This is a genomic window from Picosynechococcus sp. PCC 7002, from assembly GCF_963860125.1.
In the GTDB taxonomy this organism is placed as follows: Bacteria; Cyanobacteriota; Cyanobacteriia; order Cyanobacteriales; family MRBY01; genus MRBY01.
Genome location: NZ_CAWLFA010000001.1, coordinates 2,119,949 through 2,145,794, shown reverse-complemented (window position 1 = coordinate 2,145,794; position 25,846 = coordinate 2,119,949). Strand labels below are relative to the sequence as shown.

General features: G+C 49.6%; 23 protein-coding genes. 17 read left to right on the top strand and 6 right to left on the bottom strand.

Translation table 11 applies throughout. From position 1 onward, the window contains the following. Positions 1–18 precede the first annotated feature (18 nt). From tuf to AACQ84_RS10420, 5 genes are all read left to right on the top strand, one after another. The gene (gene tuf / locus AACQ84_RS10440; RefSeq protein ID WP_012307669.1) at positions 19–1,248 is read left to right on the top strand and encodes an elongation factor Tu; all 1,230 of its coding nucleotides are present in this window, start codon (positions 19–21) and stop codon (positions 1,246–1,248) included. Positions 1,249–1,396: 148 nt separating this feature from the next. Next, on the top strand, positions 1,397–1,714 hold the full coding sequence (gene rpsJ, locus AACQ84_RS10435) for a 30S ribosomal protein S10 (protein ID WP_002800099.1): 318 nt from the start codon (positions 1,397–1,399) through the stop codon (positions 1,712–1,714). 153 nt (positions 1,715–1,867) lie between these two features. After that, positions 1,868–2,506 carry an LON peptidase substrate-binding domain-containing protein gene (locus AACQ84_RS10430; protein WP_012307668.1) on the top strand — a complete coding sequence of 213 codons (639 nt, stop codon included), beginning with the start codon at positions 1,868–1,870 and terminating at the stop codon, positions 2,504–2,506. Positions 2,507–2,550: 44 nt separating this feature from the next. Further along, entirely contained in the window at positions 2,551–3,966 is a 1,416-nt protein-coding gene (locus AACQ84_RS10425; protein ID WP_012307667.1) for a GTP-binding protein, read from the top strand. 59 nt (positions 3,967–4,025) lie between these two features. Continuing rightward, positions 4,026–4,466: an OsmC family protein gene (locus tag AACQ84_RS10420; protein WP_012307666.1), complete on the top strand. Its 441-nt coding sequence runs from the start codon at positions 4,026–4,028 to the stop codon at positions 4,464–4,466. Here the strand turns inward: AACQ84_RS10420 and AACQ84_RS10415 are convergent. Beyond that, entirely contained in the window at positions 4,463–5,401 is a 939-nt protein-coding gene (locus AACQ84_RS10415; protein WP_012307665.1) for a serine hydrolase, read from the bottom strand. The genes AACQ84_RS10420 and AACQ84_RS10415 overlap by 4 nt on opposite strands. A 67-nt stretch (positions 5,402–5,468) precedes the next feature. Here AACQ84_RS10415 and AACQ84_RS10410 point away from each other — a divergent pair, with 67 nt between their 5' ends. Together AACQ84_RS10410 and AACQ84_RS10405 are read left to right on the top strand one after the other, a co-directional pair. Further along, complete coding sequence (locus AACQ84_RS10410; protein WP_012307664.1) at positions 5,469–6,050, top strand: DUF924 family protein; 582 nt, start codon at positions 5,469–5,471, stop codon at positions 6,048–6,050. 52 nt (positions 6,051–6,102) lie between these two features. Continuing rightward, positions 6,103–6,726, top strand: a complete 624-nt coding sequence (locus AACQ84_RS10405; RefSeq protein WP_012307663.1) for a ribonuclease D — start codon at positions 6,103–6,105, stop codon at positions 6,724–6,726. A 9-nt stretch (positions 6,727–6,735) separates the two neighbouring features. On the opposite strand, the gene AACQ84_RS10400 is transcribed toward AACQ84_RS10405, so the two are convergent. Then, positions 6,736–7,287 (bottom strand): phycobiliprotein lyase, encoded by a 552-nt coding sequence (locus AACQ84_RS10400; RefSeq protein ID WP_012307662.1) that lies wholly within the window; start codon positions 7,285–7,287, stop codon positions 6,736–6,738. Between the two features lie 89 nt (positions 7,288–7,376). Beyond that, positions 7,377–8,129 carry a hypothetical protein gene (locus AACQ84_RS10395; protein ID WP_012307661.1) on the bottom strand — a complete coding sequence of 251 codons (753 nt, stop codon included), beginning with the start codon at positions 8,127–8,129 and terminating at the stop codon, positions 7,377–7,379. A 153-nt stretch (positions 8,130–8,282) separates the two neighbouring features. On the opposite strand from AACQ84_RS10395, the gene AACQ84_RS10390 reads away from it, so the two are divergent. Then, positions 8,283–8,672 (top strand): hypothetical protein, encoded by a 390-nt coding sequence (locus AACQ84_RS10390; RefSeq protein ID WP_012307660.1) that lies wholly within the window; start codon positions 8,283–8,285, stop codon positions 8,670–8,672. A gap of 24 nt (positions 8,673–8,696) precedes the next feature. After that, positions 8,697–9,122 (top strand): hypothetical protein, encoded by a 426-nt coding sequence (locus tag AACQ84_RS10385; protein ID WP_012307659.1) that lies wholly within the window; start codon positions 8,697–8,699, stop codon positions 9,120–9,122. Here AACQ84_RS10385 and hisD read toward each other — a convergent pair. Then, positions 9,111–10,424 carry a histidinol dehydrogenase gene (gene hisD / locus AACQ84_RS10380; protein ID WP_012307658.1) on the bottom strand — a complete coding sequence of 438 codons (1,314 nt, stop codon included), beginning with the start codon at positions 10,422–10,424 and terminating at the stop codon, positions 9,111–9,113. The two genes, AACQ84_RS10385 and hisD, sit on opposite strands and share 12 nt — an antisense overlap. Positions 10,425–10,663: 239 nt before the next feature. Between hisD and rpsT the strand changes: the two genes are divergently transcribed. The 5 genes from rpsT (at position 10,664) to AACQ84_RS10355 (ending at position 21,450) form a co-directional block, all read left to right on the top strand. Then, positions 10,664–10,963: a 30S ribosomal protein S20 gene (rpsT, locus tag AACQ84_RS10375; protein WP_012307657.1), complete on the top strand. Its 300-nt coding sequence runs from the start codon at positions 10,664–10,666 to the stop codon at positions 10,961–10,963. A 75-nt stretch (positions 10,964–11,038) separates the two neighbouring features. Further along, on the top strand, positions 11,039–11,818 hold the full coding sequence (locus AACQ84_RS10370) for a TatD family hydrolase (protein ID WP_012307656.1): 780 nt from the start codon (positions 11,039–11,041) through the stop codon (positions 11,816–11,818). A 208-nt stretch (positions 11,819–12,026) separates the two neighbouring features. Then, positions 12,027–15,338 carry a DNA-directed RNA polymerase subunit beta gene (gene rpoB / locus AACQ84_RS10365; protein ID WP_012307654.1) on the top strand — a complete coding sequence of 1,104 codons (3,312 nt, stop codon included), beginning with the start codon at positions 12,027–12,029 and terminating at the stop codon, positions 15,336–15,338. 112 nt (positions 15,339–15,450) lie between these two features. Continuing rightward, a complete protein-coding gene (locus AACQ84_RS10360) occupies positions 15,451–17,361 on the top strand; it encodes a DNA-directed RNA polymerase subunit gamma (RefSeq protein ID WP_012307653.1) in 1,911 nt (636 codons plus the stop codon). Positions 17,362–17,454: 93 nt separating this feature from the next. Further along, the gene (locus tag AACQ84_RS10355) at positions 17,455–21,450 is read left to right on the top strand and encodes a DNA-directed RNA polymerase subunit beta' (RefSeq protein WP_012307652.1); all 3,996 of its coding nucleotides are present in this window, start codon (positions 17,455–17,457) and stop codon (positions 21,448–21,450) included. Positions 21,451–21,548: 98 nt separating this feature from the next. Here the strand turns inward: AACQ84_RS10355 and AACQ84_RS10350 are convergent, their stop codons facing one another. Beyond that, on the bottom strand, positions 21,549–22,208 hold the full coding sequence (locus tag AACQ84_RS10350) for a Uma2 family endonuclease (protein ID WP_012307651.1): 660 nt from the start codon (positions 22,206–22,208) through the stop codon (positions 21,549–21,551). Here AACQ84_RS10350 and AACQ84_RS10345 point away from each other — a divergent pair. Beyond that, a complete protein-coding gene (locus AACQ84_RS10345; protein WP_255346743.1) occupies positions 22,199–22,321 on the top strand; it encodes a hypothetical protein in 123 nt (40 codons plus the stop codon). The genes AACQ84_RS10350 and AACQ84_RS10345 overlap by 10 nt on opposite strands. Here the strand turns inward: AACQ84_RS10345 and AACQ84_RS10340 are convergent. Next, complete coding sequence (locus AACQ84_RS10340) at positions 22,318–23,718, bottom strand: aspartate ammonia-lyase (protein ID WP_012307650.1); 1,401 nt, start codon at positions 23,716–23,718, stop codon at positions 22,318–22,320. The genes AACQ84_RS10345 and AACQ84_RS10340 overlap by 4 nt on opposite strands. A 99-nt stretch (positions 23,719–23,817) precedes the next feature. Between AACQ84_RS10340 and AACQ84_RS10335 the strand changes: the two genes are divergently transcribed. Further along, on the top strand, positions 23,818–24,498 hold the full coding sequence (locus tag AACQ84_RS10335; RefSeq protein WP_012307649.1) for a Uma2 family endonuclease: 681 nt from the start codon (positions 23,818–23,820) through the stop codon (positions 24,496–24,498). Between the two features lie 75 nt (positions 24,499–24,573). Then, a complete protein-coding gene (locus AACQ84_RS10330; RefSeq protein WP_012307648.1) occupies positions 24,574–25,689 on the top strand; it encodes an ABC transporter ATP-binding protein in 1,116 nt (371 codons plus the stop codon). Positions 25,690–25,846 lie beyond the last annotated feature (157 nt).

Genomic DNA, 25,846 nt, shown 5'->3' with positions numbered 1-25,846 from the left:
TAAGGAATAACGAAACTCATGGCACGCGCTAAGTTTGAAAGAAACAAAGACCACGCCAATATTGGTACTGTTGGCCACGTTGACCACGGTAAAACAACGCTAACCGCAGCGATCACTATGGCCTTAGCGGCTCAAGGTGGCGGTAAAGCGAAGAGCTATGAAGATATCGACGCGGCTCCTGAAGAAAAAGCGCGTGGTATCACCATCAACACTGCCCACGTAGAATACGAGACAGAAAATCGTCACTATGCTCACGTTGACTGCCCTGGTCACGCTGACTATGTGAAAAACATGATCACTGGTGCAGCACAGATGGATGGCGGTATCCTTGTGGTTTCTGCAGCCGATGGCCCGATGCCCCAGACCCGTGAACACATCCTCTTGGCCAAGCAGGTTGGTGTACCTAGCCTTGTTGTTTTCTTGAACAAAGAAGACCAAGTTGATGACGAAGAACTCCTTGAGTTGGTTGAACTTGAAGTTCGTGAATTGCTCAGTGAATATGACTTCCCTGGCGATGATATTCCGATCACCACTGGTTCTGCGCTCAAGGCAGTAGAAGCCCTCGTTGCTAACCCCAACATCAAGCGTGGCGAAGACAAGTGGGTTGACAAAATTTTGGCCCTGATGGACAGCGTTGACGAATATATGCCCCTGCCTGAGCGGGATGTTGACAAGCCTTTCTTGATGGCTGTAGAAGACGTCTTCTCCATTACTGGTCGTGGTACCGTTGCCACCGGTCGGATCGAGCGTGGTCGCGTTAAAGTTGGCGAAACCATCGAAATCGTTGGGATTAGAGACACCCGCAGCACCACCGTTACTGGTGTTGAAATGTTCCAGAAGACCCTCGATGAAGGGATGGCTGGGGACAACGTTGGTGTACTCCTCCGTGGTGTACAAAAGGATGATATCGAGCGCGGCATGGTCCTTGCTAAGCCCGGTTCTATCACCCCCCACACCAACTTCGAAGCTGAGGTTTATGTTTTGACTAAAGAAGAAGGTGGTCGTCACACGCCTTTCTTCCCCAACTACCGTCCTCAGTTCTACGTCCGGACAACTGACGTAACTGGTACCATCTCTGCTTTCACCGCCGATGATGGCTCCAGCGCTGAAATGGTTATGCCTGGCGATCGCATCAAGATGACCGTAGAACTCATCAACCCCATTGCCATTGAGCAAGGGATGCGTTTTGCGATCCGTGAAGGTGGCCGCACTATCGGTGCTGGTACCGTTTCTAAGATCCTGAAGTAAGCCTAACGGCTGAATTCACTGGTGGGGAGCGGGTTTAAAGCATACGCCTACTCCCCATTCAGGCTCAAAACCTAGCTTGGTAAAATTACACAGCCGCTTTTTCGACGTGTGATTTGTAGTCTATCCTGCACCTTGACAAATAAAAACAATGGCAACTCTGCAACAGCAAAAAATCCGGATTCGTTTGAAAGCATTTGACCGTCGCCTACTCGACACATCTTGCGAAAAAATTGTTGATACCGCTAACCGTACCAACGCAACGGCGATCGGCCCAATTCCCCTCCCCACGAAACGTAAAATTTATTGTGTGCTCCGCTCTCCCCACGTCGATAAAGATTCCCGGGAGCACTTCGAGACCCGGACTCACCGTCGCATTATTGACATTTACCAGCCCTCTTCTAAAACCATCGATGCTTTGATGAAGCTTGATCTACCGGCTGGGGTAGATATCGAAGTGAAACTTTAGGCTAAGGCCAGTATTTTTCAAGCTCAAAAAAGTCATCTTTGAATGATATTCAATCTGGGTCTTTTCTGAATTTATTTCGGGGAAGACCCTTTCCGTTTCCTTTAGGTTTTGTATATCCGCTACAGTATAAACAGATCGTATTTGTCACCGCCCATGACCTCTTTTTCCGTTGCTGTCCGAGAACTACCACTTTTCCCGTTACCGGAATTGGTGCTGTTTCCATCGCGGCCTTTACCGCTCCATGTGTTTGAGTTTCGGTACCGCATTATGATGAACACGATTTTGGAGCATGATCGACGTTTTGGGGTATTAATGGTCAATCCTGTGGATGGCACGATCGCCAATGTGGGTTGTTGCGCAGAAATTGTCCACTGCGAAAAATTACCCGATGGCCGAATGAAAATGTTGACGATTGGCCAACAGCGATTTCGGGTTTTAGATTATGTCCGTGAAAAGCCCTACCGGGTCGGTTTGGTGGAATGGATCGAAGATGATCCAACGACAGGAAATTTATCTTCTTTGGCGGTAGATGCAAAACAGGTGTTAATGGATGTGGTGGGTTTATCGGCCAAGCTCGCCGGTCAAGATCTAGAGCTACCGGAGGAATTGCCGGATCTGCCACGGGAATTGTCTTTTTGGATTGCGGGTAGTTTGTATGGCGTTGCGGAGGAGCAACAAGCCCTCTTGGAATTACAAGACACCCAGGAAAGATTGCGGCGGGAGGTAGAAATTTTGACTTCTACGAGAAATCATTTGGCGGCCAGAACAGCGTTGAAAGATGTGTTTGAATAACTGAGATTGTCCCTAGATAGTCATGGAAAAGTTGTATTAAAGCGATGGTGGACTGGTCACAGACGGATTTGGAAGGGGCGATCGCCAACTTTTCAGAGATTCAAACGGAAATCAATTACCAACACGCCCAGGATGTACTCCGCCAGGCATTGCAACATCTGGATCTCACCCAGACAGAACAACAGGGCCTAGAGGGGGAAATTGCCCAGCTTTCACAGATGCTGGATAAATTAGAACAAACCCGTCTGCAAATCGCGGCCTTTGGTTTGGTGGGACGAGGTAAATCCTCGGTCTTAAATGCACTGTTAGGGAAAGAGGTTTTTCAGACCGGGGCCCTCCATGGTGTCACGACGGATATTCAGCAGGTACCTTGGACATTGCAGACGGAGGCGATCGCCAATAGCGAAATTCAACGGGCGACTTTTTTTCGGGAAGGTCAAGGACGTTTAGAGTTGATCGATACCCCAGGCATTGACGAGGTGAACGGCGAAACCCGCGAACAGCTCGCTAAACTGATCGCCAAGCAAATGGATTTATTGCTGTTTGTCATCGCTGGGGATATGTCACGGGTCGAGTTTGAAGCGTTGTCCCAGCTCCGGGATGTGGGCAAGCCGATGATCTTGGTTTTTAACAAGGTAGATCAATACCCCAGCACTGACCGAGATTTGATTTACCAAACTATATGTGATCGCCGGGTGAAAGAATTGCTCTCCCCCGCAGAAATTGTCATGGTTTCAGCGGCTCCTCTCGTCACCAAAATCACTACCGATGCCACGGGACAACGCCACATTCTCCGAGAACGGGGCACCGCGAATGTAATTGATCTCAAGTTGAAAATTCTTGAAATCCTCGACCGGGAGGGAAAAGCCCTTTTAGCGCTCAATTCCATGCTCTTTGTGGATCGGCTCCATGGCCAACTGACCCAACGTAAACTTCTATTGCGTGCCCAGGCAGCCGATCGCCTCATTGAACGGGCGATGCTCACCAAAGCAGTTGCTGTGGCTTTAAATCCCGTGACAGTTGTGGATGTATTTAGCGGGGCGGTGGTAGATGTGGCCCTGATTATTCGTTTGGCCCAGTGGTATGGTTTGCCCTTAAACCAACGGGAGGCGATCGCCCTCCTCCAGAAAATTGTCTTGAGTATGGGGGGGATTAGCCTTGGGGAAGTGCTGGCAAATCTTGGCCTCAGCTCCCTGAAAACCGCCCTGGGGATTAGTGCGCCACTTACGGGAGGATTATCGGTCATGCCTTATCTTTCTGTGGCAGTGACCCAAGGGGCGATCGCCGGACTCACGACCCAAATTATCGGCAAAAGCACCCAAACCTATTTAGCCAATGGTGGTTCCTGGGGGGACGCTGATCCGAAAGTCGTCGTTAAAAACATCATTGAATCTTTGGATCGAGACTCTATTTTGCACCGACTACGCCAGGAACTCACGGCCAAATTACAGCCCCAGTAGAGCATCCCAGAAAATCACCGCTACCATGATTGTATCGATACATAATTTTTTAGTAAAAAATGACGAGCCAACCTCTTCCCCACTATTACGCCGTCCAGGCTAGGGCAAGCAACACTAGCAACGTCACCCTCGAAAGTACTGGCCTAAACGCCATGGAGTCTGCTCCTCCTGTAGAATTCGGTGGGCCAGCAGGATATTGGTCGCCAGAAACTTTATTGGTAGGGGCGATCGCCGATTGTTTTATCCTCAGCTTTCGGGGGACAGCCCGGGCCTCTAATTTTGCTTGGGAATCTTTGCATTGTTCCGTGGCGGGCACCCTAGAAAAAGCGGATCGTTTGACCCAATTTACCCATTACCAAATTACCGCAACCCTCGTGATCCCCCCGGAGAGTGACCCAGCCAAAGGCGATCGCCTCCTCCATAAAGCAGAAGCCAATTGTTTGATTACGAATTCCCTTTCAGGCACCGTCTCCCTTGAGACAACCATTCAAGTGCGTTAAATATTGGCGATCGCCCCCAGGATTTCCTGGGAAATAAAAGGGAGAATGGCGCGATTTTTCGCATTGGCTTCCCCTTCTGTGAACACAACCAATAAATAAGGTTGCTGCCCCGGCACTTCGATGTAGGCAGCATCATGGCGGGCGCGGCTCGTCCAACCCGCCTTCGACCACAGTTGACTACCGTCTGGGAGCACTTCCCCCAAAAAGCCAGTTACTTGATTTTCCTCGTCAAATTCCTGCAGATCCGCCGGATCAAGGGAGCGGTTCAATAAATGAATCATGCTTTGGCACCGTTCACGGGAGACGGCAACGCCGCCCATAATGCTGTGAAATAACCGGACGATTGCATTGGTGGTGAGCATATTTCGATTTTCATAGTTTGCCCCCAAAAACTGCCGCTCCCGACCATAGGGGCCATTACTCCAAGGTTTTTGATTGACATTGATCGGCGCGAGTTCCGCCCAACCGAGGGACTGATAATAGCGATTGATAATGTTGCGCTGGTGGCTCCAGGTTTGCAGGGGTTCTGGGGGGAGTTCCGGGCCGCTGGTGGTTCCGGTGAGACTATCGACAATGTAGCTCGTGGCGTCGTTACTCGACTCAACAATCATGTCCTGGATTGCCCGTTCTAGCTCGGTGCTGTTCTGGAGCATTCGTCCCTCTAGCCATTCGTGGATCGCTACTAAATAAAAAAGTTTCACCACACTCGCCGGATAAAGGCGCACATCACCCCGATATTGAAACCCCCGGACTGGGTGCTCCCAAAAAGCTTCTGGCGAAAGGGCACCATCGGTATTGACCACCACCGGATTGTCATAGACCAACCACGTTAGGGCGATTTGTTCGGGACTCAGGCTGGGAAATTTGCGCCAGGTCGTCTGTAAAATTTGCTGTCCTAGTTCCGTGAGGCGATCGCAACTTTGATAGAACGGCACACCCTCTCTCCTTGCTTACATTAATGGTAAGATTCTGGCATATTTTCAGTGGGAGGCACGGTTATCGATGGCGGAACCCTGGCAAACGGTCTTAAATTTTTGGTTTGGCCGACCTGATGCGCCGGATTATGGTCAACCCCGCAAAGAATGGTTCCGCAAAAGCCAAGCATTTGACAATGCCGTTGCTGAAACCCTAGGGCCTTTATACCGAAAGGCGATCGCCGCAAAATTTAGTACCTGGCGTGATGCCCCCGAATCTTGCTTGGCCTTAATTTTGCTTTTTGATCAAGTGCCCCGCAATCTCTTTCGTGGTGATCCCCAAGCCTTTGCCACGGATCCCCAGGCATTAACCCTAGCGAAACAGGTGATCGCCCAGAAATTTGATCAAGATCTTTGGCCAATTCAACGGGTATTTCTCTACCTTCCTTTTGAGCACAGCGAAAATCTTGATGATCAATACCAATCTCTCGCCTTGTTTCGTCAACTAGAAAAAAATACTGAAATGGGCAGCGATTTTTTAGAATATGCCCAGCGCCACTTTGACGTTATTCAGCAATTTGGGCGTTTCCCCCACCGCAATCAAATTTTGGGCCGCACCAGCACCGAGGCCGAATTGGACTTCCTTGCCCAACCAGGTTCCTCCTTTTAACGGGTGCTAAAACGACTGCGCCATTTTTTTATTACAAACTTAGACCGAAACCATGGATCAATTTGCACTTTTTGACCAAGACCTCAGCCTCGAAATTTTAGAACGCTACCTCAAATCTGGGGCGATCGCCATCGATACCGAAACCATGGGCCTCAACCCTTACCGCGATCGCCTTTGTCTGGTGCAACTCTGTGATGATGCTGGCTATGTCAGTGCGATTCGCATCGCCCAGGGTCAGACCGCCGCTCCCAACTTAAAAGCCCTAATGGAAGCCCCTGAAATCACAAAAGTTTTTCACTTTGCGCGGTTCGATCTTGCCCAACTACGCCATGTCTTTGGCATCGAAACTCGGCCCTTTTTCTGTACTAAAATCGCCAGCAAATTAGGCCGCACCTATACCTCTAGCCATGGCCTAAAAGCGTTGGTCAAAGAATTAATGGGCGTTGAACTGGACAAATCGGCCCAGAGTTCTGATTGGGGAAATGTAGCAGTCCTCAGCGCGGAACAGCTTAAATATGCCTCAAACGATGTGCGCTATCTCATTCCCATGATGCGCAAACTAACAGCTATGCTCCAGCGCGAAAACCGTTGGCCTCTGATGGAAGAATGTCTCCGTTGTCTCCCCACCTTTATCAGTTTAGATCTTGCCTTTTATGACAATGTTTTCGAGCACTAAAAGCGTTCGTTAGTTACTGGCTTCAGCGGTTACTTCTGCAGTTTTTTCGGGTTCAATGATCCGACGGATTTCTGAGTAAAAAGCAGTCTGTAAAACGCCTGTTTTACCCGTGACGATGTTGGTTCTGAGGCGGAGATTTTCATTGCCAAACCATTGCCGTTCGATAATTTTTACTTCTCCCGCTTCTAGGGTAACGATCAAAATTTGATCTTCCCCAAGGCGATACTGACCCTGGGCAAGGGTGCGCTCGTCCAAGCTAAAGGCTTGCCCTTGGGTCGGCTGGTCGGGGTTAATCACAAAGGCAAAGAGAGAACTCCCAACGGCTTTTGGTTTACCCCAATCCACGGAGGTGTCCCAACTGCTCTGGAAGACACGCCAATGTTCATTGGGAGCCTGGGCGATCGCCGCCGCAAAACGACTAACTTCTGGGTGATCGAGGGGCAGTAGCTCAAAGGCCAAATTAGCTTTGCCATTATCAGGCTCTGGGTGGTGGGCTTGATAAAATGTGCGCTGGGCGAACCAATTGCCCGCACTCTGATGGATAAAGGCATTGATATCCATAAAAACAGTTACAACAGGATAAAAGTCAGAATTCGATCCATCATACCGGACTGCCCTAGGGCTGACAAAAATCAGTTATTCCCAGTAAGTTACTCCCAGTAAAAATCGTCATTGCGCACGGTTTGGGGAGTGCGATAGTTGTAAGGTTCAATGCTCAGGGCACTGCTGAGGATTAGATCCAGGTCACGGTCAGCATCAAAGGCGATTACTTCACCGCTGCTATTACCGCCGAGCAACCACCCCCCCAGGGCACCGAGGCCGCCACCCAGGAGAATTTCCCCGAAATCAATGCTGCGATCGCCTGTGACCAAGGCAATAATCGCCGCTGCCCCAGCTCCGATCGCTGCCCCTTCTAGGAGATCACCGCCATCGGCACCTTGGTTAATATTTTCAACTCGATCATTGACCCGGGATTCAGCATAGATACGCTGGGTGTCGTTATTGTCAAAAATCAAGCGTTCAGCAATGAATTGGGAACCGCCCCGCACGGGTCGAATTTGTCCCTCAATTTCTGTGCCATAGGGAATTAAAATCTGGCCATTGCGATCCCGCAGGTTGGCGGCTACTTCCACGGTCAAATCAAGGGTTTCTTCAGAAGACACGAGAATGCGCTCGGCGTCAGGGTACATCACCGGAATACTCGTCCCCCGCGCAATGGTGATCGTTTGGCCGTAATATTGGCCCTGGCGTTGAATGGTCGTGTTGCGGTTCGACTGGCGTGGAAAAAGCTGGGCCTGGGCTGGATTTAGTGCAGCAAAGGGGGCGATCGCCGTACTCAAGAGCAAGGCACTCAAACAAGTAATGGTGCCGGTTTTCCCAGGAGAGATTGAAGTAGTAGACATGGCAAATATCCCTTTACTGAATAATTAAACTGAAAAACTGATTTACATAGGTCAGTCTTTAAAGACGCGCGCTTGGGGTCGTTTGTTTCCAATGGCCAGAGCATCCCTCGTTATAATCATAGGCATTCCCTTGAGAAGGCCCAGAATTTTTGCATGTTTGGACAGTTTCAGCAGAGTAACATTCGCCTCGAAATCAACGCTTCTAGCCAGACCATCCGTGAGAGCCTAACCCAGCCTCAGCAACTCAAACAATGGCTCTGGTTGCAGCGCTGGCCGGAGCTGCCCGCCCAATTGACGACGGGGACGACCTTTACGACCCAGATTGGGGTTGTGCCGATTCACCACACCGTTGAGACGCTCCATGACCACGGCATTCGCTTCCTATTGCGCCAGGGGATTGACGGTTTCCATGGGTGGTCTTGGGATGATGGCTGGCTCCAGTCCCATTTAGAAGGCGTTTCTCTGTTACCGTTAAATTTGGGTCAGACAGTGACGCTGCTCAGTTTACGTCGTTTCATCGAAACCAAAGCAGCAAAATCGTAAACAAAATTTCTGTGTGAATCATTTATGGAAAGGGGATTATTGTGGCTGCCGCTATTGGCGCTATTTATCGGGCTAGCCTGGGCTGGTTGGGCCGAATACCAAAAAATTGAGGCCTATCAACGGTGGGCCGAAGGTTTTGATCAAGCAAAATATGATCTGTATTCGATCTTGGGTTATCGCAATGGTCAGATTACCTACGGTAAAGCGACCCGGCGAGGCATGGTGGATCTGCAAACGGTGGCGATCGCCTCGATCCAAAAAATTGTCCTCCGCGTTGATCAACAAATTATTGATCGCTTAGATGAATCAGAAGAATTACCCCGCCAGGGAAAAGCCTTTTTATTACTCGAAACCCAGGATCAAGAAACAATCGAAATTCCCTTTACCCAAATTGAATTAGCCGCCCAATGGGGCCTCTACCTCCGTAAATTTTTGGGATTAGGGATCTAGAGATTGACCTTTCTGGGTCCGCAACCGCACGGAATCCCCATGGGAGGGTAGACCTTCGGCTTCGGCCAGGGTTTGTACGGCACTGGCAACGTTTTGGAGTGCTTTCGCAGAATATTGAATAATGCTGGAGTGCTTCATAAAAGTTTCTACCCCTAAGGCCGAGGCATAACGGGCCGCCCCAGCCGTCGGTAGAGTATGGTTTGGCCCGGCGAGATAATCTCCCACCGCCTCCGGGGTTGAGTGGCCCAGGAAAATCGCGCCAGCATGGCGAATTAAGGGTAATAGTTCCCAGGGTTCTGCCACTTCCAGTTCGAGGTGTTCTGGGGCAAAAAGGTTAGAGAGTTCCGCTGCTTTCTCCAGGGAATCCACCACCACCACGAGGCCATAGTGGGCGATCGCCTTTTCAGTTAACTCTTGACGGGGGTGATTTTCTAACTGTTGGGCTACCGCTGCTTGTACCTGTTCGGCGAATTCTTGGTCGGGGGTAAGGAGGATCGCCGCTGCTAGGGGGTCATGTTCTGCCTGGGCGAGCAAATCTGCTGCTACATGGGTCGGATTTGCACTATTGTCTGCAATCACCAGCACTTCCGAAGGCCCTGCCAAGGAATCGATCCCCACGCGACCGTAGACCATTTTTTTGGCAAGGGTGACGAAAATATTCCCCGGCCCAGTAATCACATCCACTGCCGGAATTGTTTCGGTACCGTAGGCGAGGGCGGCGATCGCCTGGGCCCCCCCAACGCGATAAATTTCCTCAATACCTGCTTCCTGGGCAGCGACTAAAACCGCCGGATTGATTTTGAGCTCTGGCCCTGGGGGCGTCACCATCACAATTTTTGGCACACCAGCCACCTTTGCCGGAATCGCATTCATCAGCACCGTACTCGGATAGGCCGCGCGGCCCCCTGGCACATACAGACCTGCCCGATCCACAGCCGTGTAACGTTTCCCTAAAACCACATCATTCAGGCCAAATTGCACCCAGGATTTGGGTACCCGTTGGCGGTGAAAGGCTTCGATCTGGCGACTGGCCAGTTGGATCGCCTCTAGCAGGGGACGATCAATTTGTTGGTAGGCCGCATCTAGCTCGGCGGCAGAAACCCTTAATTTTTCGGGGGTGAGGGTTTGGCGATCAAATTTTGCCGTGAAATCAACCAACGCGCGATCGCCACTATTTTTTACCGCTGTGACAATCTCTTTCACCGCCGCCTCTTGGGTTAGAGCTACATCATGGGAGGTGCGGTTCGCAATACGTTGTAACTCAGAAGGGGCATCAGTCTGCTGATAGAGAATGCGCAGCATAGAAAATATCAATCACTCATTGCTTAAAATCTTGTCTCATTCTACTGAATTTTTCTAACCAATGGCAGCCATTCCGCGCTTATCCTCGGTTTTCGTGGTAGAATTTCACCTCTGAAATTAGAGACTTCCAACTCCTAACCTAAATTCTGCGGTGATTGATCTCAGTGGGGCAACTTTTGCTACAATGAGATTTTTGATCATCTATATTTATCTGTCCACCTAAATTAACCTAGACCACTGTGGCTAATATTAAATCTGCGATTAAGCGTATCCAAACTGCTGAACGTAATCGTCTCCGCAACAAATCCTATAAGTCTGCGGTCAAGACCCTCACCAAAAAGTGCCTCCAAGCGATTGAACAATATGCAGCGGCTCCCTCTGCAGATGCCCAAGCAGAAGCACAAAAATATCTCTCTGCAACCTACAGCAAAATTGATAAAGCTGTAAAACGGGGAGTTTACCATCACAATACGGCTGCCCGGAAAAAGGCACGGCTCGCAAAGGAATTTAAACAAGCAACTGGACAAGTGGCCGCCTAGGACGAGAGAGCGGTCGCGTTCTCTGGGGTTTTCCCTATTTGCTAATCATTTGAAGGAGCCGCTGTCACTTTTACCATGCAACTTGTTGACACCCATGTGCACATCAACTTCGATGTTTTCCAAGAAGATATCGAGGCGATCGCCAGTCGTTGGCGTGCCGCTGGTGTTGCCCACTTGGTCCATTCCTGCGTCGAACCCCAAGAGTTCACTGAAATTCAAGCCCTGGTTGATCGGTTTCCGGAGCTAAAATTTTCTGTCGGCCTGCATCCCCTCGATGCAGATAAGTGGACAGAGACCATGGCTGCAGAAATCAAGGCCTTGGCCCAGAGTGATTCGCGGATCGTTGCCCTTGGGGAAATGGGCCTAGACTTTTTTAAGGCGGAAAATCACCGTCACCAGGAAAAAGTACTCAGGGCGCAACTTGAGCTGGCGGCGGAACTCGATTTGCCGGTGATCATTCACTGTCGTGATGCAGCGGCAGAATTGTTAGCAATCCTCAAAGAGTTTCAGGCGAATGATCAACCCGTGCGCGGTGTAATGCATTGTTGGAGTGGCACCCCCGAAGAAACTCAATGGTTTCTTGACCTTGGTTTTTTCGTTAGCTTTAGTGGTGTGGTGACTTTTAAAAATGCTGAACAGGTCAGGGATTCCGCTCGTCTAGTGCCCGATGATCGCCTTTTGATCGAAACAGATTGTCCTTTTCTTGCCCCTGTACCCAAACGGGGAAAGCGAAATGAACCAGCCTTTGTCCGCCATGTGGCAGAATACCTTGCCCAATTACGGGAAACTTCTTTGGAAACCCTTGCCCAACAAACGACAGCTAATGCCCGCCAGCTGTTTCGGCTGCATTTCTAAATATCTTTTTTATTTTGTCGGCATTCTCGTCACCTTAGGATTCAACCTAGGGATCAGAGAAGGTCGCATTCTGCTGTAGGAGCTTTTGTCCCGAACTATCATTGAAGGGCCTTATTGTTTCTACGCAAATTCTCTACCTAACCCAAGGCGATCGCCTGCCATCTGCTGCACCATTGCCTCCCAGTTATCCCGACCCAAGATAATACCTATGACTCATATCACCCAAAGCCTGCTTCCTGATCTAATTGATATTCAACGGTCAAGCTTTCGTTGGTTCCTTGAAAAAGGGTTAATTGAGGAGCTCAACAGTTTCTCGCCCATCACCGACTATACCGGCAAATTAGAGCTGCACTTCATTGGGGAAAAATACCGTCTCAAAGAACCCAAGTACAGCATGAGTGAGGCCAAGAGTCGGGATAGCACCTATGGTGTCCAGATGTATGTGCCCACCCGCCTCATCAACAAAGAAACTGGCGAAATCAAAGAACAGGAAGTCTTCATTGGGGATCTGCCTCTGATGACAGACCGTGGTACCTTCATCATCAATGGTGCAGAACGGGTAATCGTCAACCAAATTGTGCGATCGCCTGGGGTTTATTACAAATCCGAAGTCGATAAACATGGTCGTCGCACCTACTCCGCATCCCTCATTCCTAACCGTGGGGCATGGTTGAAATTCGAGACAGACAAAAACAACATTGTCTGGGTGCGGATTGATAAAACCCGTAAGCTTTCAGCCCAGGTACTCCTCAAGGCTATGGGTCTATCCGACAGCGAAATCCTTGACGCCTTGCGCCATGCTGACTTCTACCAAAAAACCCTCGAAAAAGAAGGCAATCCCAGCGAAGAAGAAGCACTCCTCGAACTCTATCGCAAGCTCCGCCCCGGTGAACCTCCCACGGTCAGCGGTGGTCAGCAGTTATTAGAATCCCGTTTCTTCGACAACAAGCGCTACGACTTGGGTAAAGTCGGTCGTTACAAAATCAATAAAAAGTTACGGCTCAACATCCCCGATACCGTACGGGTACTCACCCCCACCGATATCCTCTCGGCGATTGATTATCTCATTAACCTAGAATTCGATACCGGAAACATTGACGACATCGATCACCTGGGCAACCGTCGTGTTCGGTCTGTGGGTGAACTCCTACAAAACCAAGTACGTGTTGGTCTAAACCGTCTTGAACGCATCATTCGTGAACGCATGACCGTTAGCGAAGCCGACACCCTAACACCAGCCTCCTTGGTTAACCCAAAACCCCTTGTTGCGGCGATTAAGGAATTTTTCGGCTCCTCCCAGCTTTCTCAGTTTATGGATCAAACCAATCCACTCGCTGAGTTGACCCACAAACGGCGTCTATCCGCCCTCGGCCCTGGTGGTTTAACCCGTGAACGGGCAGGCTTTGCTGTGCGAGACATTCACCCCACCCAGTATGGTCGGATTTGTCCTGTAGAAACCCCAGAAGGTCCCAACGCTGGTCTCATCGGTTCCCTAGCAACCTATGCCCGTGTTAATGAATATGGCTTTATCGAAACGCCCTATTACAAAGTCGAAAATGGCAAAATCCTTTTTGACCAAGGCTCTGTTTACCTCACGGCAGGCGAAGAAGACGATCTGCGGGTTGCCCCCGGCGATGTACCACGGGATGAAGACGGTAACATTCTCGGTGAAACAGTTCCCGTGCGTTATCGTCGGGAATTCTCGACCACCACTCCCGAACAGGTGGACTATGTGGCAGTTTCGCCCCTACAAATTGTTTCTGTGGCAACCTCACTGATTCCCTTCCTAGAGCACGATGACGCGAACCGCGCTCTGATGGGTTCTAACATGCAGCGACAAGCTGTTCCCCTCCTCAGACCAGAACGTCCCCTTGTTGGCACCGGTCTGGAGGCACAAGCAGCCCGTGACTCTGGGATGGTCATTGTGTCCCGGTGTGATGGTGTTGTTACCTTCGTTGACGCTACCGTAATCCGCGTGCAACCAACCGGTGAAGGCACCGAGGACGCCGCTGAAATTGTTTATCCTCTGCAAAAATATCAGCGTTCTAACCAAGATACTTGTCTTAATCAGCGTCCCCTTGTAGACATTGGTGAAGATGTTGTCGCTGGTCAGGTTCTCGCAGATGGCTCCGCAACTGAAGGTGGTGAAATTGCCCTCGGTCAAAATGTGACCATCGCCTACATGCCCTGGGAAGGCTACAACTACGAAGACGCAATCCTCATCAGTGAGCGCCTTGTCTATGACGATGTGTATACCAGTATCCACATTGAAAAATTCGAAATTGAAGCCCGTCAAACAAAGTTGGGGCCTGAAGAGATTACCCGTGAAATTCCCAACGTTGGGGAAGATGCCCTGCGTCACCTCGATGAACAAGGGATTATTCGCATTGGTGCTTGGGTAGAATCTGGTGACATTTTGGTGGGTAAAGTCACTCCGAAAGGTGAGTCCGATCAGCCACCGGAAGAGAAACTCCTACGGGCAATTTTCGGGGAGAAGGCACGGGATGTACGGGATAACTCCCTCCGGGTTCCCAACGGTGAAAAGGGACGTGTGGTTGATGTCCGCGTCTTTACCCGTGAGCAGGGTGATGAATTACCCCCGGGTGCCAATATGGTGGTTCGGGTCTACGTGGCTCAAAAACGAAAAATCCAAGTTGGGGATAAAATGGCAGGCCGCCACGGGAATAAGGGGATTATTTCCCGGATTCTCCCGATTGAGGATATGCCTTACTTACCCGATGGTTCCCCTGTCGACATTGTGCTCAATCCCCTAGGGGTTCCCTCCCGGATGAACGTAGGCCAAGTTTTTGAGTGTCTCCTAGGCTGGGCCGGTGAACATCTCAATGCTCGCTTTAAGATGATGCCTTTCGACGAAATGCACGGAGCTGAAGCATCACGGGAAACCGTACATGGCAAAATTCGCGAAGCAGCGAAAAAGCCAAACAAAGACTGGGTCTTTAATGAAGATGAACCTGGCAAAATCCAAGTCTACGATGGTCGGACTGGGGAATCCTTTGATCGAGCCGTGACTGTCGGTAAAGCGTACATGCTTAAGCTTGTTCACTTGGTTGACGATAAGATCCACGCGCGTTCTACGGGGCCATACTCTCTGGTGACGCAGCAGCCCCTTGGTGGTAAAGCCCAACAGGGTGGTCAGCGCTTCGGGGAAATGGAGGTTTGGGCTCTCGAAGCCTATGGAGCCGCCTATACTCTCCAAGAGTTACTCACGGTGAAATCCGATGATATGCAAGGACGTAACGAAGCCTTAAATGCGATTGTCAAAGGGAAGCCGATTCCTCGCCCAGGTACTCCCGAATCTTTCAAAGTTCTAATGCGAGAATTGCAATCCCTGGGTCTCGACATTGCTGTTCATAAAGTGGAAGCAGCCGATGATGGTACCAGTCGTGATGTGGAAGTAGATTTGATGATGGACAACCAACGTCGCGCCCCTAACCGGCCCACCTATGAGTCAGTCACCAATGAAGATCAAGAGGATTTAGTAGAAGAGGCAGCAGAGTAAGCATCCTTAAAAGTAGTGGGGCCAGCATTTTGCCAAATGTGCCCCATGCTTTTTGAAGCTTGTATAGGCCAAATTTTATTCGTCGAGTCGTTTTTAAAGAGCAGTTACGGGCATGAAAAGTCAACAAGAGCAACATTTCGATTACGTCAAAATTGGTATTGCTTCTCCTGAACGGGTACGCCAGTGGGGAGAGCGGACTTTACCAAATGGTCAAACCGTCGGCGAGGTTACAAAACCAGAAACTATTAACTACCGGACGTTAAAACCGGAAATGGATGGTTTATTTTGTGAGCGGATTTTTGGCCCGGCCAAGGACTGGGAATGCCACTGTGGTAAATACAAGCGGGTTAGACACCGGGGAATTGTCTGTGAGCGTTGTGGCGTAGAGGTCACTGAATCCCGGGTGCGTCGTCATCGCATGGGGTACATCAAGCTCGCTGCGGCAGTTACCCACGTTTGGTATCTCAAGGGGATCCCCAGCTACCTCAGCATTTTGCTGGATATGGCACTGCGGGATGTGGAGCAGATTGTTTATTTCAATGCCTATGTCGTCCTCGATCCGGGTAATGCGACTAACCTCAGCTATAAGCAACTATTGACGGAAGATCAGTGGTTAGAAATTGAAGAGCAACTCTACAGCGAAGATTCTCAGTTAGAGGATGTGGAAGTTGGCATTGGGGCTGAAGCGATTGAGCGTTTGTTGCAAGAGCTTGAGTTAGAGGCGGTTGCTGAGGAACTACGGGAAGGCATTGCTAATTCTAAAGGTCAAAAACGGGCGAAGTTAATTAAACGTTTGCGCGTTATTGATAACTTTATTGCGACTGGGGCACGCCCTGAATGGATGGTTCTGAACAGTATCCCTGTCATTCCACCGGATCTGCGCCCGATGGTGCAGCTCGATGGGGGCCGCTTTGCCACCTCCGATTTGAATGATCTTTATCGCCGCGTTATCAATCGAAACAACCGTCTCGCTCGATTACAAGAAATTCTGGCACCGGAAATTATCGTCCGCAACGAAAAACGGATGTTGCAAGAGGCGGTGGATGCGCTAATTGACAATGGCCGTCGTGGTCGGACAGTTGTCGGTGCAAATAACCGTCCCCTCAAGTCTTTATCGGACATTATTGAAGGGAAGCAAGGTCGTTTCCGGCAAAACCTCCTTGGGAAACGGGTTGACTATTCTGGTCGTTCTGTCATCGTGGTTGGGCCAAAGCTAAAAATTTATCAGTGTGGTCTGCCCCGTGAGATGGCCATTGAACTGTTCCAGCCTTTTGTAATTCAGCGACTGATTAAGAGCACTATTGTCAGCAATATTAAGGCGGCGAAAAAGCTGATTCAACGGGGGGATGAAAGTGTTTGGGATGTGCTCGCTGAAGTAATTACGGGTCACCCTGTACTACTCAACCGGGCACCAACGCTACACCGACTAGGGATTCAGGCTTTTGAACCGATTCTCGTGGAAGGTCGCGCGATTCAGTTGCACCCGTTGGTTTGTCCTGCGTTTAACGCTGACTTTGATGGCGACCAAATGGCGGTGCACGTGCCTTTGTCTTTGGAGGCCCAAGCTGAGGCTCGTCTGTTGATGCTGGCTTGTCATAATATTCTTTCGCCCGCTACGGGTAAACCCATTGTGGCTCCTTCCCAGGATATGGTTTTAGGTTGTTATTATTTGACGGCGGAAAATCCAGGGGCACAGCGGGGTGCGGGACGCTACTTTAGCAGTATGGATGATGCGTTGCGGGCCTATGAGCAAGGGGATGTGGATTTGCATGCCTATGTATGGTTGCGCTACCTCGGCGATGTTGAGACCAATGAGGCGGATGATCGGGTGTTGGAATCTGAAACGTTAGAGGATGGTTCTATTTTGAAAATTTACCGTGAACGGAAGGTTCGGGAAACGGCAGAGGGTGAAATGATTAGTCAGTTTATCCGCACAACGCCGGGACGAATCATCTACAACAAGACGATCCAAGATGCCCTTGATTTAACCGAGCGGACGCTCCCAGAAGGACTACCTGTATAAGGTGACTGTAAGCGGAAAGAAAAGGGCGATCGCCTTTTGCTTTCTTTAAGTTTTTCTTCTTAAGTTATTAACACCAGAGATCACAAAAAAACCATGACCAAGGAAAAACCCGCCGTTTTTTACAACCGCATCATCGATAAAGGACGTCTGAAAAAGCTGATGTCCTGGGCCTACACGAGTTTTGGTTCTGCCCACTGCGCCACCATGGCCGACGAACTGAAGACCCTTGGTTTTCGTTACGCAACCCAGGCTGGTGTCTCGATTAGTGTCGATGACCTCCAGGTACCGCCCATCAAGCGGCAAATGCTAGACAGTGCCGAACAGGAAATTAAGACCACAGAAGCTCGCTATTCCCGTGGTGAAATTACTGAGGTTGAGCGTTTCCAAAAGGTTATTGACACCTGGAACAGCACCTCTGAATCCCTTAAAGATGAAGTGGTCAAAAACTTCCGGGAAACCAACCCCCTCAACTCCGTTTACATGATGGCCTTTAGTGGTGCCCGGGGTAATCTCTCCCAAGTGCGTCAGTTGGTCGGGATGCGCGGCTTGATGGCAGATCCCCAAGGGGAAATTATTGACTTGCCGATTAAAACCAACTTCCGGGAAGGTCTCACAGTCACGGAATACATTATTTCTTCCTATGGTGCCCGTAAAGGTCTGGTAGATACCGCCCTCCGCACGGCAGATTCTGGTTATTTGACCCGACGTTTGGTGGATGTTTCCCAGGATGTGATCGTTCGAGAAGAAGACTGCGGCACCGCCCGGGGTCTCAAACTCCGCGCCATGACCGATGGTGAGCGTGAACAGATTTCCCTTGAAGATCGCCTCTTTGGTCGGGTACTCAATGCCGATGTGGTTGATCCCAAAACCGGCGAAGTCATTGCCCAACGAAATCAAGATATTGATGCTGATCTGGCGAAGAAAATTGCGACTACGGTAGCTGAGGTGGAAGTGCGATCGCCGCTGACCTGTGAAGCGGCCCGTTCCGTCTGTCGCAAGTGCTATGGTTGGAGCCTTGCCCATGGTCACATGGTCGATATGGGAGAGGCCGTCGGGATTATTGCGGCCCAATCCATTGGGGAGCCTGGCACCCAGTTAACCATGCGGACTTTCCACACCGGGGGGGTATTTACCAAGGAAGCCGCCCGGACGATCAAAGCCTCCAAAGCTGGCACAATTCAGTTTAAAGATGGCCTCAGCACGCGGCGGATGCGGACGCCCCACGGGGATGAAGTAGAGCAGGTAGAAGTAGCCGGTACTCTGGTGTTGAAGCCCAGCGACAATGGCAAAATGGTAAGCCATGCTCTCTCACCGGGTTCCTTTGTCTTGGTGGCAGAAGGAGCTTCCGTCAAGAAAGGCGATTTGCTCGTTGAAGTTGGTGCGGGTCAGAAAACCCAAAAATCCACCGAGAGAGCGACCAAAGACGTTTCCTCCGATCTGGCTGGGGAAGTTCTCTTTGATAATCTCATTGCCGAAGAAAAAACGGACCGTCAAGGCAACACAACCCGCTCCGCCCAAAGAAGTGGTTTGATGTGGGTTTTAGCTGGGGATGTTTATAATCTGCCGGCTGGGGCTGAACCCGTCGTTGAAAACGGCACCCATGTCAATGTAGGGGATATCCTTGCTGAAACAAAATTAGTTTCCCTCTCCGGTGGTGTTGTACGACTCATTCCCAATAGTCGAGAGATTGAAATTGTCACCGCTTCGGTACTTCTAGATGAGGCGAAGGTACTCCACGAAACTGGGGGCGGCTCAGAACAATACATCATTGAAACCTCTAAAGGGGACCAGTTCCTTCTAAAAACAGCCCCTGGCACGAAGGTGCAAAACAACGCCAACATCGCCGAACTCATCGATGACCGCTACCGGACGACCACCGGAGGCATCATCAAATACTCTGGTGTAGAAGTGGCCAAGGGCACGAAAAAACAGGGCTACGAAGTGCTGAAAGGGGGCACACTCCTTTGGATCCCAGAGGAAACCCACGAGGTAAACAAGGATAGCTCCCTCCGTATCGTCGAAGATGGCCAGTACGTCGAAGCGGGCACAGAAGTCGTTAAGGATATTTTCTCCCAATCGGCTGGGGTTGCAGAAGTCATCGAAAAGAATGACATTCTCCGGGAAGTGATTATTAAGCCGGGTGAATTGCACCTCACCGAAGAGGCGATCGCCGATAAATATCACGAACAACTGATCCAGCCCGGTGAAGAGGTGATCCCTGGGGTGACCATCGACAAACTGAGCTACGGCGAAAAAGTGATCAGCACCGAAGGGGTCGCGCTCCTTGTCCGTCCCGTCGAGGAATTCCAAGTCGAGGATACTCCCGTTGAACCGTCCCAGGGTTCCATTAACGAACAGGGCGCAGGCCGGAATATCGAACTCCATGCTGTCCAGCGCTTATTTTTCAAAGATGGCGAACGGGTGAAATCCGTTGATGGTGTTTCTCTCCTGAGCACCCAGCTGATTATCGAAATTGGTGCCATTGAAGGGGAAGATGAAGATGTCCTGGCGAACCTCTATGCGGACATTGAACTGCAAGATGATCCCACCGATGACGAAGTAAAACGTCTCCAGTTAGTGATTCTTGAGTCCTTGATTCTCCGCCGTGATTCCGACAGTGATCCCTTTGGCGGCCAAGTCCAGACCCGACTCATGGTCGAAGATGGTCAGGAAATTGTCCCTGGCGCAGTGGTGGCCCGCACGGAAATTCAATGTAAAGAACCCGGTGAAGTTCGAGGGATCCGTTCCGGTCAAGAAGCGATCCGCCGTTTGTTGATTGTGCGTGATAGCGATCGCCAAACCCTCGCCATCGACGGCAAAGCCAAGGTGAAAGAAAATACCCTGGTGGTTGCTGGCACCGAAATTGCCGAAGGCGTTGTGATCGAAGATTCCGCCCAAGTCCTTAAGGTCAGCGACAAAGAAATTGTCCTCCGTCATGCCCGGCCCTACCGTGTGTCTGGTGGTGCAGTCCTGCACATCGACGAAGGTGATCTTGTCCAACGGGGTGATAATCTCGTGCTGCTCGTCTTTGAGCGGGCAAAAACTGGGGACATCATCCAGGGTCTCCCCCGGATCGAAGAACTCCTCGAAGCCCGGAAACCCAAGGAAGCAGCAGTGCTCGCCCGTCGCCCTGGCACCTGCCAAGTCGAATACCTCGACGACGAAACCGTGGATGTCAAAGTCATCGAAGATGATGGTGTCATTAGCGAGTATCCGGTTAGCCTCAACCAAAGTGTGATGGTAGTTGATGGTCAACGGGTTGGCCCAGCAGAACCCCTCACTGACGGCTTGAATAATCCCCACGAAATCCTAGAAATTTTCTTTGATTACTACGCTGAGAGTAAGGGGATATACGAAGCAGCTTTGATTGGTCTCCGGGAATCTCAACGGTTCTTGGTAGAAGAAGTGCAGCGGGTTTACCAGTCCCAGGGCATTGACATTTCTGACAAACACATCGAGGTGATCGTGCGTCAGATGACGGCAAAAGTCCGCATCGATGACGGTGGCGATACCACAATGTTGCCAGGAGAATTAATTGAGCTACGTCAAGTAGAACAAGTTAACGAAGCCATGTCCATTACTGGTGGTGCACCGGCCCGTTACACTCCAGTGCTCCTAGGGATTACCAAAGCTTCCTTGAACACCGATAGCTTTATTTCTGCGGCTTCCTTCCAAGAAACCACACGGGTACTCACCGAAGCGGCCATTGAAGGGAAATCCGACTGGTTACGGGGTCTTAAGGAAAACGTGATTATCGGTCGCTTGATTCCGGCCGGAACGGGGTTTGCGAGTCAAAACGATTTCGTAGACGAAGGCACTTCACGGTCTCCCAATGGCTACAGTAATGTTGTGACCAATGACAATGGTGCTGGGTTATCGAGTCGTACCTATGATGATCTCGATGGCAGTGAAATTCTTGATGATCAAACAGCGCGGGCCTTTACGGAAGGAAAATCAAACCGTAAGGATATTATTTCTGGCGATGAATTGATTTCTGATGATACGCCGATCCCGTCGGATGTTCAGGGAAAAGCACCTGTGATTGATGATGATGCGATGATTGATGATAATTGGATGAAAGACCAATAATGGCAATCTAATCGCCAAAAATCATCAAACAATGTGGGTTAGTCTTCGGGCTGGCCCATTTTTTTATGTGGCTAAAAACTCATTTTAAAATCGCCTTTTTAATTGTCTTCATCTGTTATTTTCTGTTTTAAGAAAGCTTGAAAATTACGCATTGCCTCCATCTCATCCTCTACTGCCTCAGCGAGAAAACGATATAAATCTTCTTTCTGCACAATCGAGAATAATGGACTGGTTTCACATTCTTCATATTCGCCATTGTTTAGCGTGAATATGCGTAGAGTTTCGCCATTGTATCGCCAAAATTCAGGAACGCCCATGGCTGCATAAAGTTGATTTTTATTAATATTTGTGTTGGTGATATCCACTTCTATGATGAGATCGGGCGGCGGATCTTTGTCAAAATCAACATTACGTCCTGCAACCTGGGGCTGATTTTGAATGTAGTAGGCACAGTCGGGCTCTGCTCCTTTCTTTACATCCTTACGATTCATCGTTGTTGAACCCATTGTCTTCATTTTTAATCCCATTTCAAGGACAAAAAGTCGAATAAAGAGTTCAATGAGTCGTAGGGCAAATTCGTGATCTTCTAAAGGCGCGGTGATTTCTAACGTTCCATTACAAAAGGAGAGGCGGGAATGACGGTCTTGGGGTAATGCTTGAAAAATCTTGAGACAGTCATCCCAACTGAGGTTATGAAATGCGACCCGCTGTTCTCCCACTGGTTTAGGAATATTTGTTCTAATTGGTGTTGCGACCATGGTATTTCCTCTTCACAACAAAACCTAAATCTATCTTACTGAAGTGCATTGGTTTAGAGTGGCGATCGCCTTCCCTTTTGCCTGAGGCGATCGCCTTTTTTATTCCCGATTAATTGCTGGGTAATTGACTCATTTTTTCGAGGTCGAGAACTTGGGCCAGGGTCGCCTCATCCATTAAGCCCCGTTCGAGGACAATTTGCCGGAGGGTTTTGCCCGTTTGCAAGGATTCCTTGGCGACATCGGCAGCGTTGAGATAACCGATATGGGTATTGAGGGCTGTCACAAGGGACAGACTGCTTTCAGCATAATTGTGACAGCGTTGTTCGTTGGCGGTGATGCCTGCAATACATTTGTCGCTGAGGGCCTTGATGGTGTTGCCGAGAATTTCGATGCTGTGGATTAAATCATAGGCAATCAGAGGCATCATCACGTTAAGTTCCAATTGACCTGCTTGGGCGGCAAAGGCGATCGCCGTATCGTAGCCCATCACCTGAAAGCACACCATAGAAGTCATTTCCGCCATGACGGGATTGTACTTACCGGGCATAATCGAGGAACCGGGTTGCACAGGGGGCAGTTGAATTTCCTTAAAGCCAGTGTTGGGGCCAGAATCCATCAGACGCAAATCATGGGAAATTTTCACGAGATCCTGAGCAAGGTTACGCAACGCACCGGAAACATTGACGAAGGGCGACATACTTTGCATCGCTGCCATTAGGTGGGGGGCGGAGGTCAAAGGTTGCCCGATCAGTTCACTTAAAATTTCTGCCACGCGGAAACGATATTGGGGATGGGTGTTTAAACCTGTTCCGGAAGCACTACCGCCTAAACCTAAAACCGTTAAATCTTTGGCGGCGGTTTCGATGCGCCCCATGTGGGCGGTTAAAATTTCTGCCCAAGCGCGGAATCCTTCCCCAAGCCGGACGGGAACGGCATCCTGCATGTGGGTGCGGCCAGATTTGACGATGTGGGCAAATTCTTCTGCTTTATTATCCAAAGTGGCGATCGCCCCAGAGAGAGCTGGATATAAACAATGTTCGAGGGCTAATAACCCACCGATACGAATTGCCGTGGGAATCACATCATTGGTGGATTGCCCGTAGTTCACATGATCGTTGGGGCTAACGGTTTGGTAATCGCCCTTTTCGCCGCCGAGAAGTTCGAGGGCACGGTTCGCCAAGACTTCGTTGACATTCATGTGGTGGGAGGTGCCAGCCCCCGCTTGGTACACATCGACGACGAATTGCTCTCGTAATGCCCCCTGCAACACTTCATCACAGGCTTTTACAATTGCCTCGGACATCTGGGCTTCAATACAACCGAGTTCCGCATTGGCGATCGCCGTCGCTTTTTTGATCAGAACGCAAGCATCGATATAGGTAGGGAGGGGTTTAATGCCGCTGATCGGAAAATTTTCCGTCGCCCTCAGGGTTTGGATGCCATAGTAGGCGTCGTGAGGGATTTGGCGATCGCCCATGGAATCTTTTTCAATGCGAAAATCTGCGCTCATATATTTTGACTGAATCGAGTTTGTATCCCCCTAGTTTAAAAGGATGGCACGAAATTCAGATCTTACAATGGAGCTAATCAATGCTCTGGAGGATAACCGATGGTTGCTTCGATGAAGAATGCGCGCCGGAAAGAGGCGATCGCCCCTTGGGTTCCGTCCCAGTGGGAAGCGTACCAACAACAGCGGGATTTGCCCACCGATGATCTTAATAAACAAAAGCTGTATTTTTATCAAAATTCATTATTAGTTGAAATGGGAAAAGAAGGTCTGAATCATGCTTCTGTGAGTGATTTATTCACAATGTTATTTTTCGTGATTGCATCCCATTTTCAGCTTAAACTACGATCCTTTGGTCGTTGTCTGCTAGAAAAGCCGACTCAAAAAATTGCGGCTTCTCCGGATTTAATGCTTTTTCTTGGGGAAGATTATCCGGTTTGGAAACAAGGCGATCGCCGTTATTTAAACTTAGATGAATGGCGCGTGCCAGATTTGGTGGGTGAAATTTCTGACACGACAATTTTCCATGATTTAGACCGTAAAAAAGAAATTTACGCTGCGTTAGGTATCCCTGAATATTGGGTGATTGATATCCAGGCTCAACGGTTTTTTCTCTTAGTTTTAAATGGGGCTGGACGCTATGAATCCGTTGAAACATCTCAGGTTTTAAAGGACTTGCCGAAAGCAATATTAGAAGAAGCCCTAGAACGTGTTGCCTCAGACGGCAATGCCCAGGTGGCCCAGTGGTTTATGGGACAATTGCAAGTCGAACAGCCCCAATGATGTGGTTTTAGTTTTGGGAAATTGAAGGATTATTCGCTTTAATGGGGAATAATTGTTGTCAATCCAAAACTTTCTATGGCTAGCGTAACGTTCGAGCAAGTGACGAAGCGATTTGATGATTTTGTCGCCGTCAACAACCTCAACCTTGCCATCGAAGATGGTGAATTCTTAGTATTTGTGGGGCCGTCCGGCTGTGGGAAAACGACTTCTCTCCGGTTGCTGGCGGGTCTGGAATCGATTACCGATGGGCAAATTTGCATTGGCGATCGCCGGGTCAATCACCTCTCCCCTAAAGATCGCGACATTGCGATGGTGTTCCAATCCTACGCCCTCTATCCCCACATGAGCGTCTATGAAAATATGGCGTTCAGTCTGCAATTGCAAGGAGTTGATCAAACCGAAATTAACAAGCGTGTCCAGAGTGCCGCCGCCCAATTAGGCATCGAAAGACTATTACAACGCAAACCCAAAGAACTTTCTGGGGGACAGCGGCAACGGGTCGCCGTGGGGCGGGCGATCGTCCGTAAACCCGCCGTCTTTCTGATGGATGAACCCCTTTCTAACCTTGATGCAAAATTGCGTGTCCAGGCCCGTAAAGAGATTAGTAAACTCCACCAAGACCTCAACACCACCTTTATCTACGTCACCCACGACCAAGTGGAAGCGATGACCATGGGCGATCGCATTGCCGTGATGAAAGATGGGATTTTGCAGCAGGTCGATAGTCCCGGCAATCTCTATAACAATCCCAATAATTTGTTTGTCGCTGGATTTATTGGCAGTCCTGCGATGAACTTTTTTGACGTCGAACAAACCACCAATGAAGGGGAACCCTGTCTCAAACTGGGGGAAAACTTAATTTCAATTCAAAAATATTTATCGCAATTTATAGTCGATGGTGGCGTGACGTTCAAGGATCGGCCCCTTACCCTAGGGATTCGTCCTGAAGATATTTATCATCCCCAATATTTACCCCCTGATATTCCCACTGTCGCTGTGCAAGCGACGATCAATATGATTGAAATGATGGGCAATGAACTCATTGTTTATCTCATAACGGCTGAACAAGGGGAATTCGTCGCGCGCTTTGATCCCCGTGCTACGGTTAAACAGGGAGAAACCCTTGATGTGTTATGGAATGTCCAACGCTTGTATCTTTTTGATCGCGAAATGGAAACCGTTATTGCATAAAATCATCTGCTATTTTTGGGGCGCTTAAACCCCATTCAAAATTCAAAATAAAACTTCTCTTTTAATTTATTTGCTGAATTCAACTTTTATGAATGTTTTTTGTACAAAAAAAATCTCCCCTTAAGCTTACTTCCCTTGCACTTAGTTCCGCATTGGT

Bases quoted from the DNA above. Each gene is read 5' to 3' on its own strand.
- tuf (WP_012307669.1), top strand. From the start codon at position 19: ATGGCACGCGCTAAGTTTGAAAGAAACAAAGACCACGCCAATATTGGT.
- rpsJ (WP_002800099.1), top strand. From the start codon at position 1,397: ATGGCAACTCTGCAACAGCAAAAAATCCGGATTCGTTTGAAAGCATTT.
- AACQ84_RS10430 (WP_012307668.1), top strand. From the start codon at position 1,868: ATGACCTCTTTTTCCGTTGCTGTCCGAGAACTACCACTTTTCCCGTTA.
- AACQ84_RS10425 (WP_012307667.1), top strand. From the start codon at position 2,551: ATGGTGGACTGGTCACAGACGGATTTGGAAGGGGCGATCGCCAACTTT.
- AACQ84_RS10420 (WP_012307666.1), top strand. From the start codon at position 4,026: ATGACGAGCCAACCTCTTCCCCACTATTACGCCGTCCAGGCTAGGGCA.
- AACQ84_RS10410 (WP_012307664.1), top strand. From the start codon at position 5,469: ATGGCGGAACCCTGGCAAACGGTCTTAAATTTTTGGTTTGGCCGACCT.
- AACQ84_RS10405 (WP_012307663.1), top strand. From the start codon at position 6,103: ATGGATCAATTTGCACTTTTTGACCAAGACCTCAGCCTCGAAATTTTA.
- AACQ84_RS10400 (WP_012307662.1), bottom strand. From the start codon at position 7,287: ATGGATATCAATGCCTTTATCCATCAGAGTGCGGGCAATTGGTTCGCC.
- AACQ84_RS10395 (WP_012307661.1), bottom strand. From the start codon at position 8,129: ATGTCTACTACTTCAATCTCTCCTGGGAAAACCGGCACCATTACTTGT.
- AACQ84_RS10390 (WP_012307660.1), top strand. From the start codon at position 8,283: ATGTTTGGACAGTTTCAGCAGAGTAACATTCGCCTCGAAATCAACGCT.
- AACQ84_RS10385 (WP_012307659.1), top strand. From the start codon at position 8,697: ATGGAAAGGGGATTATTGTGGCTGCCGCTATTGGCGCTATTTATCGGG.
- hisD (WP_012307658.1), bottom strand. From the start codon at position 10,424: ATGCTGCGCATTCTCTATCAGCAGACTGATGCCCCTTCTGAGTTACAA.
- AACQ84_RS10370 (WP_012307656.1), top strand. From the start codon at position 11,039: ATGCAACTTGTTGACACCCATGTGCACATCAACTTCGATGTTTTCCAA.
- rpoB (WP_012307654.1), top strand. From the start codon at position 12,027: ATGACTCATATCACCCAAAGCCTGCTTCCTGATCTAATTGATATTCAA.
- AACQ84_RS10360 (WP_012307653.1), top strand. From the start codon at position 15,451: ATGAAAAGTCAACAAGAGCAACATTTCGATTACGTCAAAATTGGTATT.
- AACQ84_RS10355 (WP_012307652.1), top strand. From the start codon at position 17,455: ATGACCAAGGAAAAACCCGCCGTTTTTTACAACCGCATCATCGATAAA.
- AACQ84_RS10350 (WP_012307651.1), bottom strand. From the start codon at position 22,208: ATGGTCGCAACACCAATTAGAACAAATATTCCTAAACCAGTGGGAGAA.
- AACQ84_RS10340 (WP_012307650.1), bottom strand. From the start codon at position 23,718: ATGAGCGCAGATTTTCGCATTGAAAAAGATTCCATGGGCGATCGCCAA.
- AACQ84_RS10335 (WP_012307649.1), top strand. From the start codon at position 23,818: ATGGTTGCTTCGATGAAGAATGCGCGCCGGAAAGAGGCGATCGCCCCT.
- AACQ84_RS10330 (WP_012307648.1), top strand. From the start codon at position 24,574: ATGGCTAGCGTAACGTTCGAGCAAGTGACGAAGCGATTTGATGATTTT.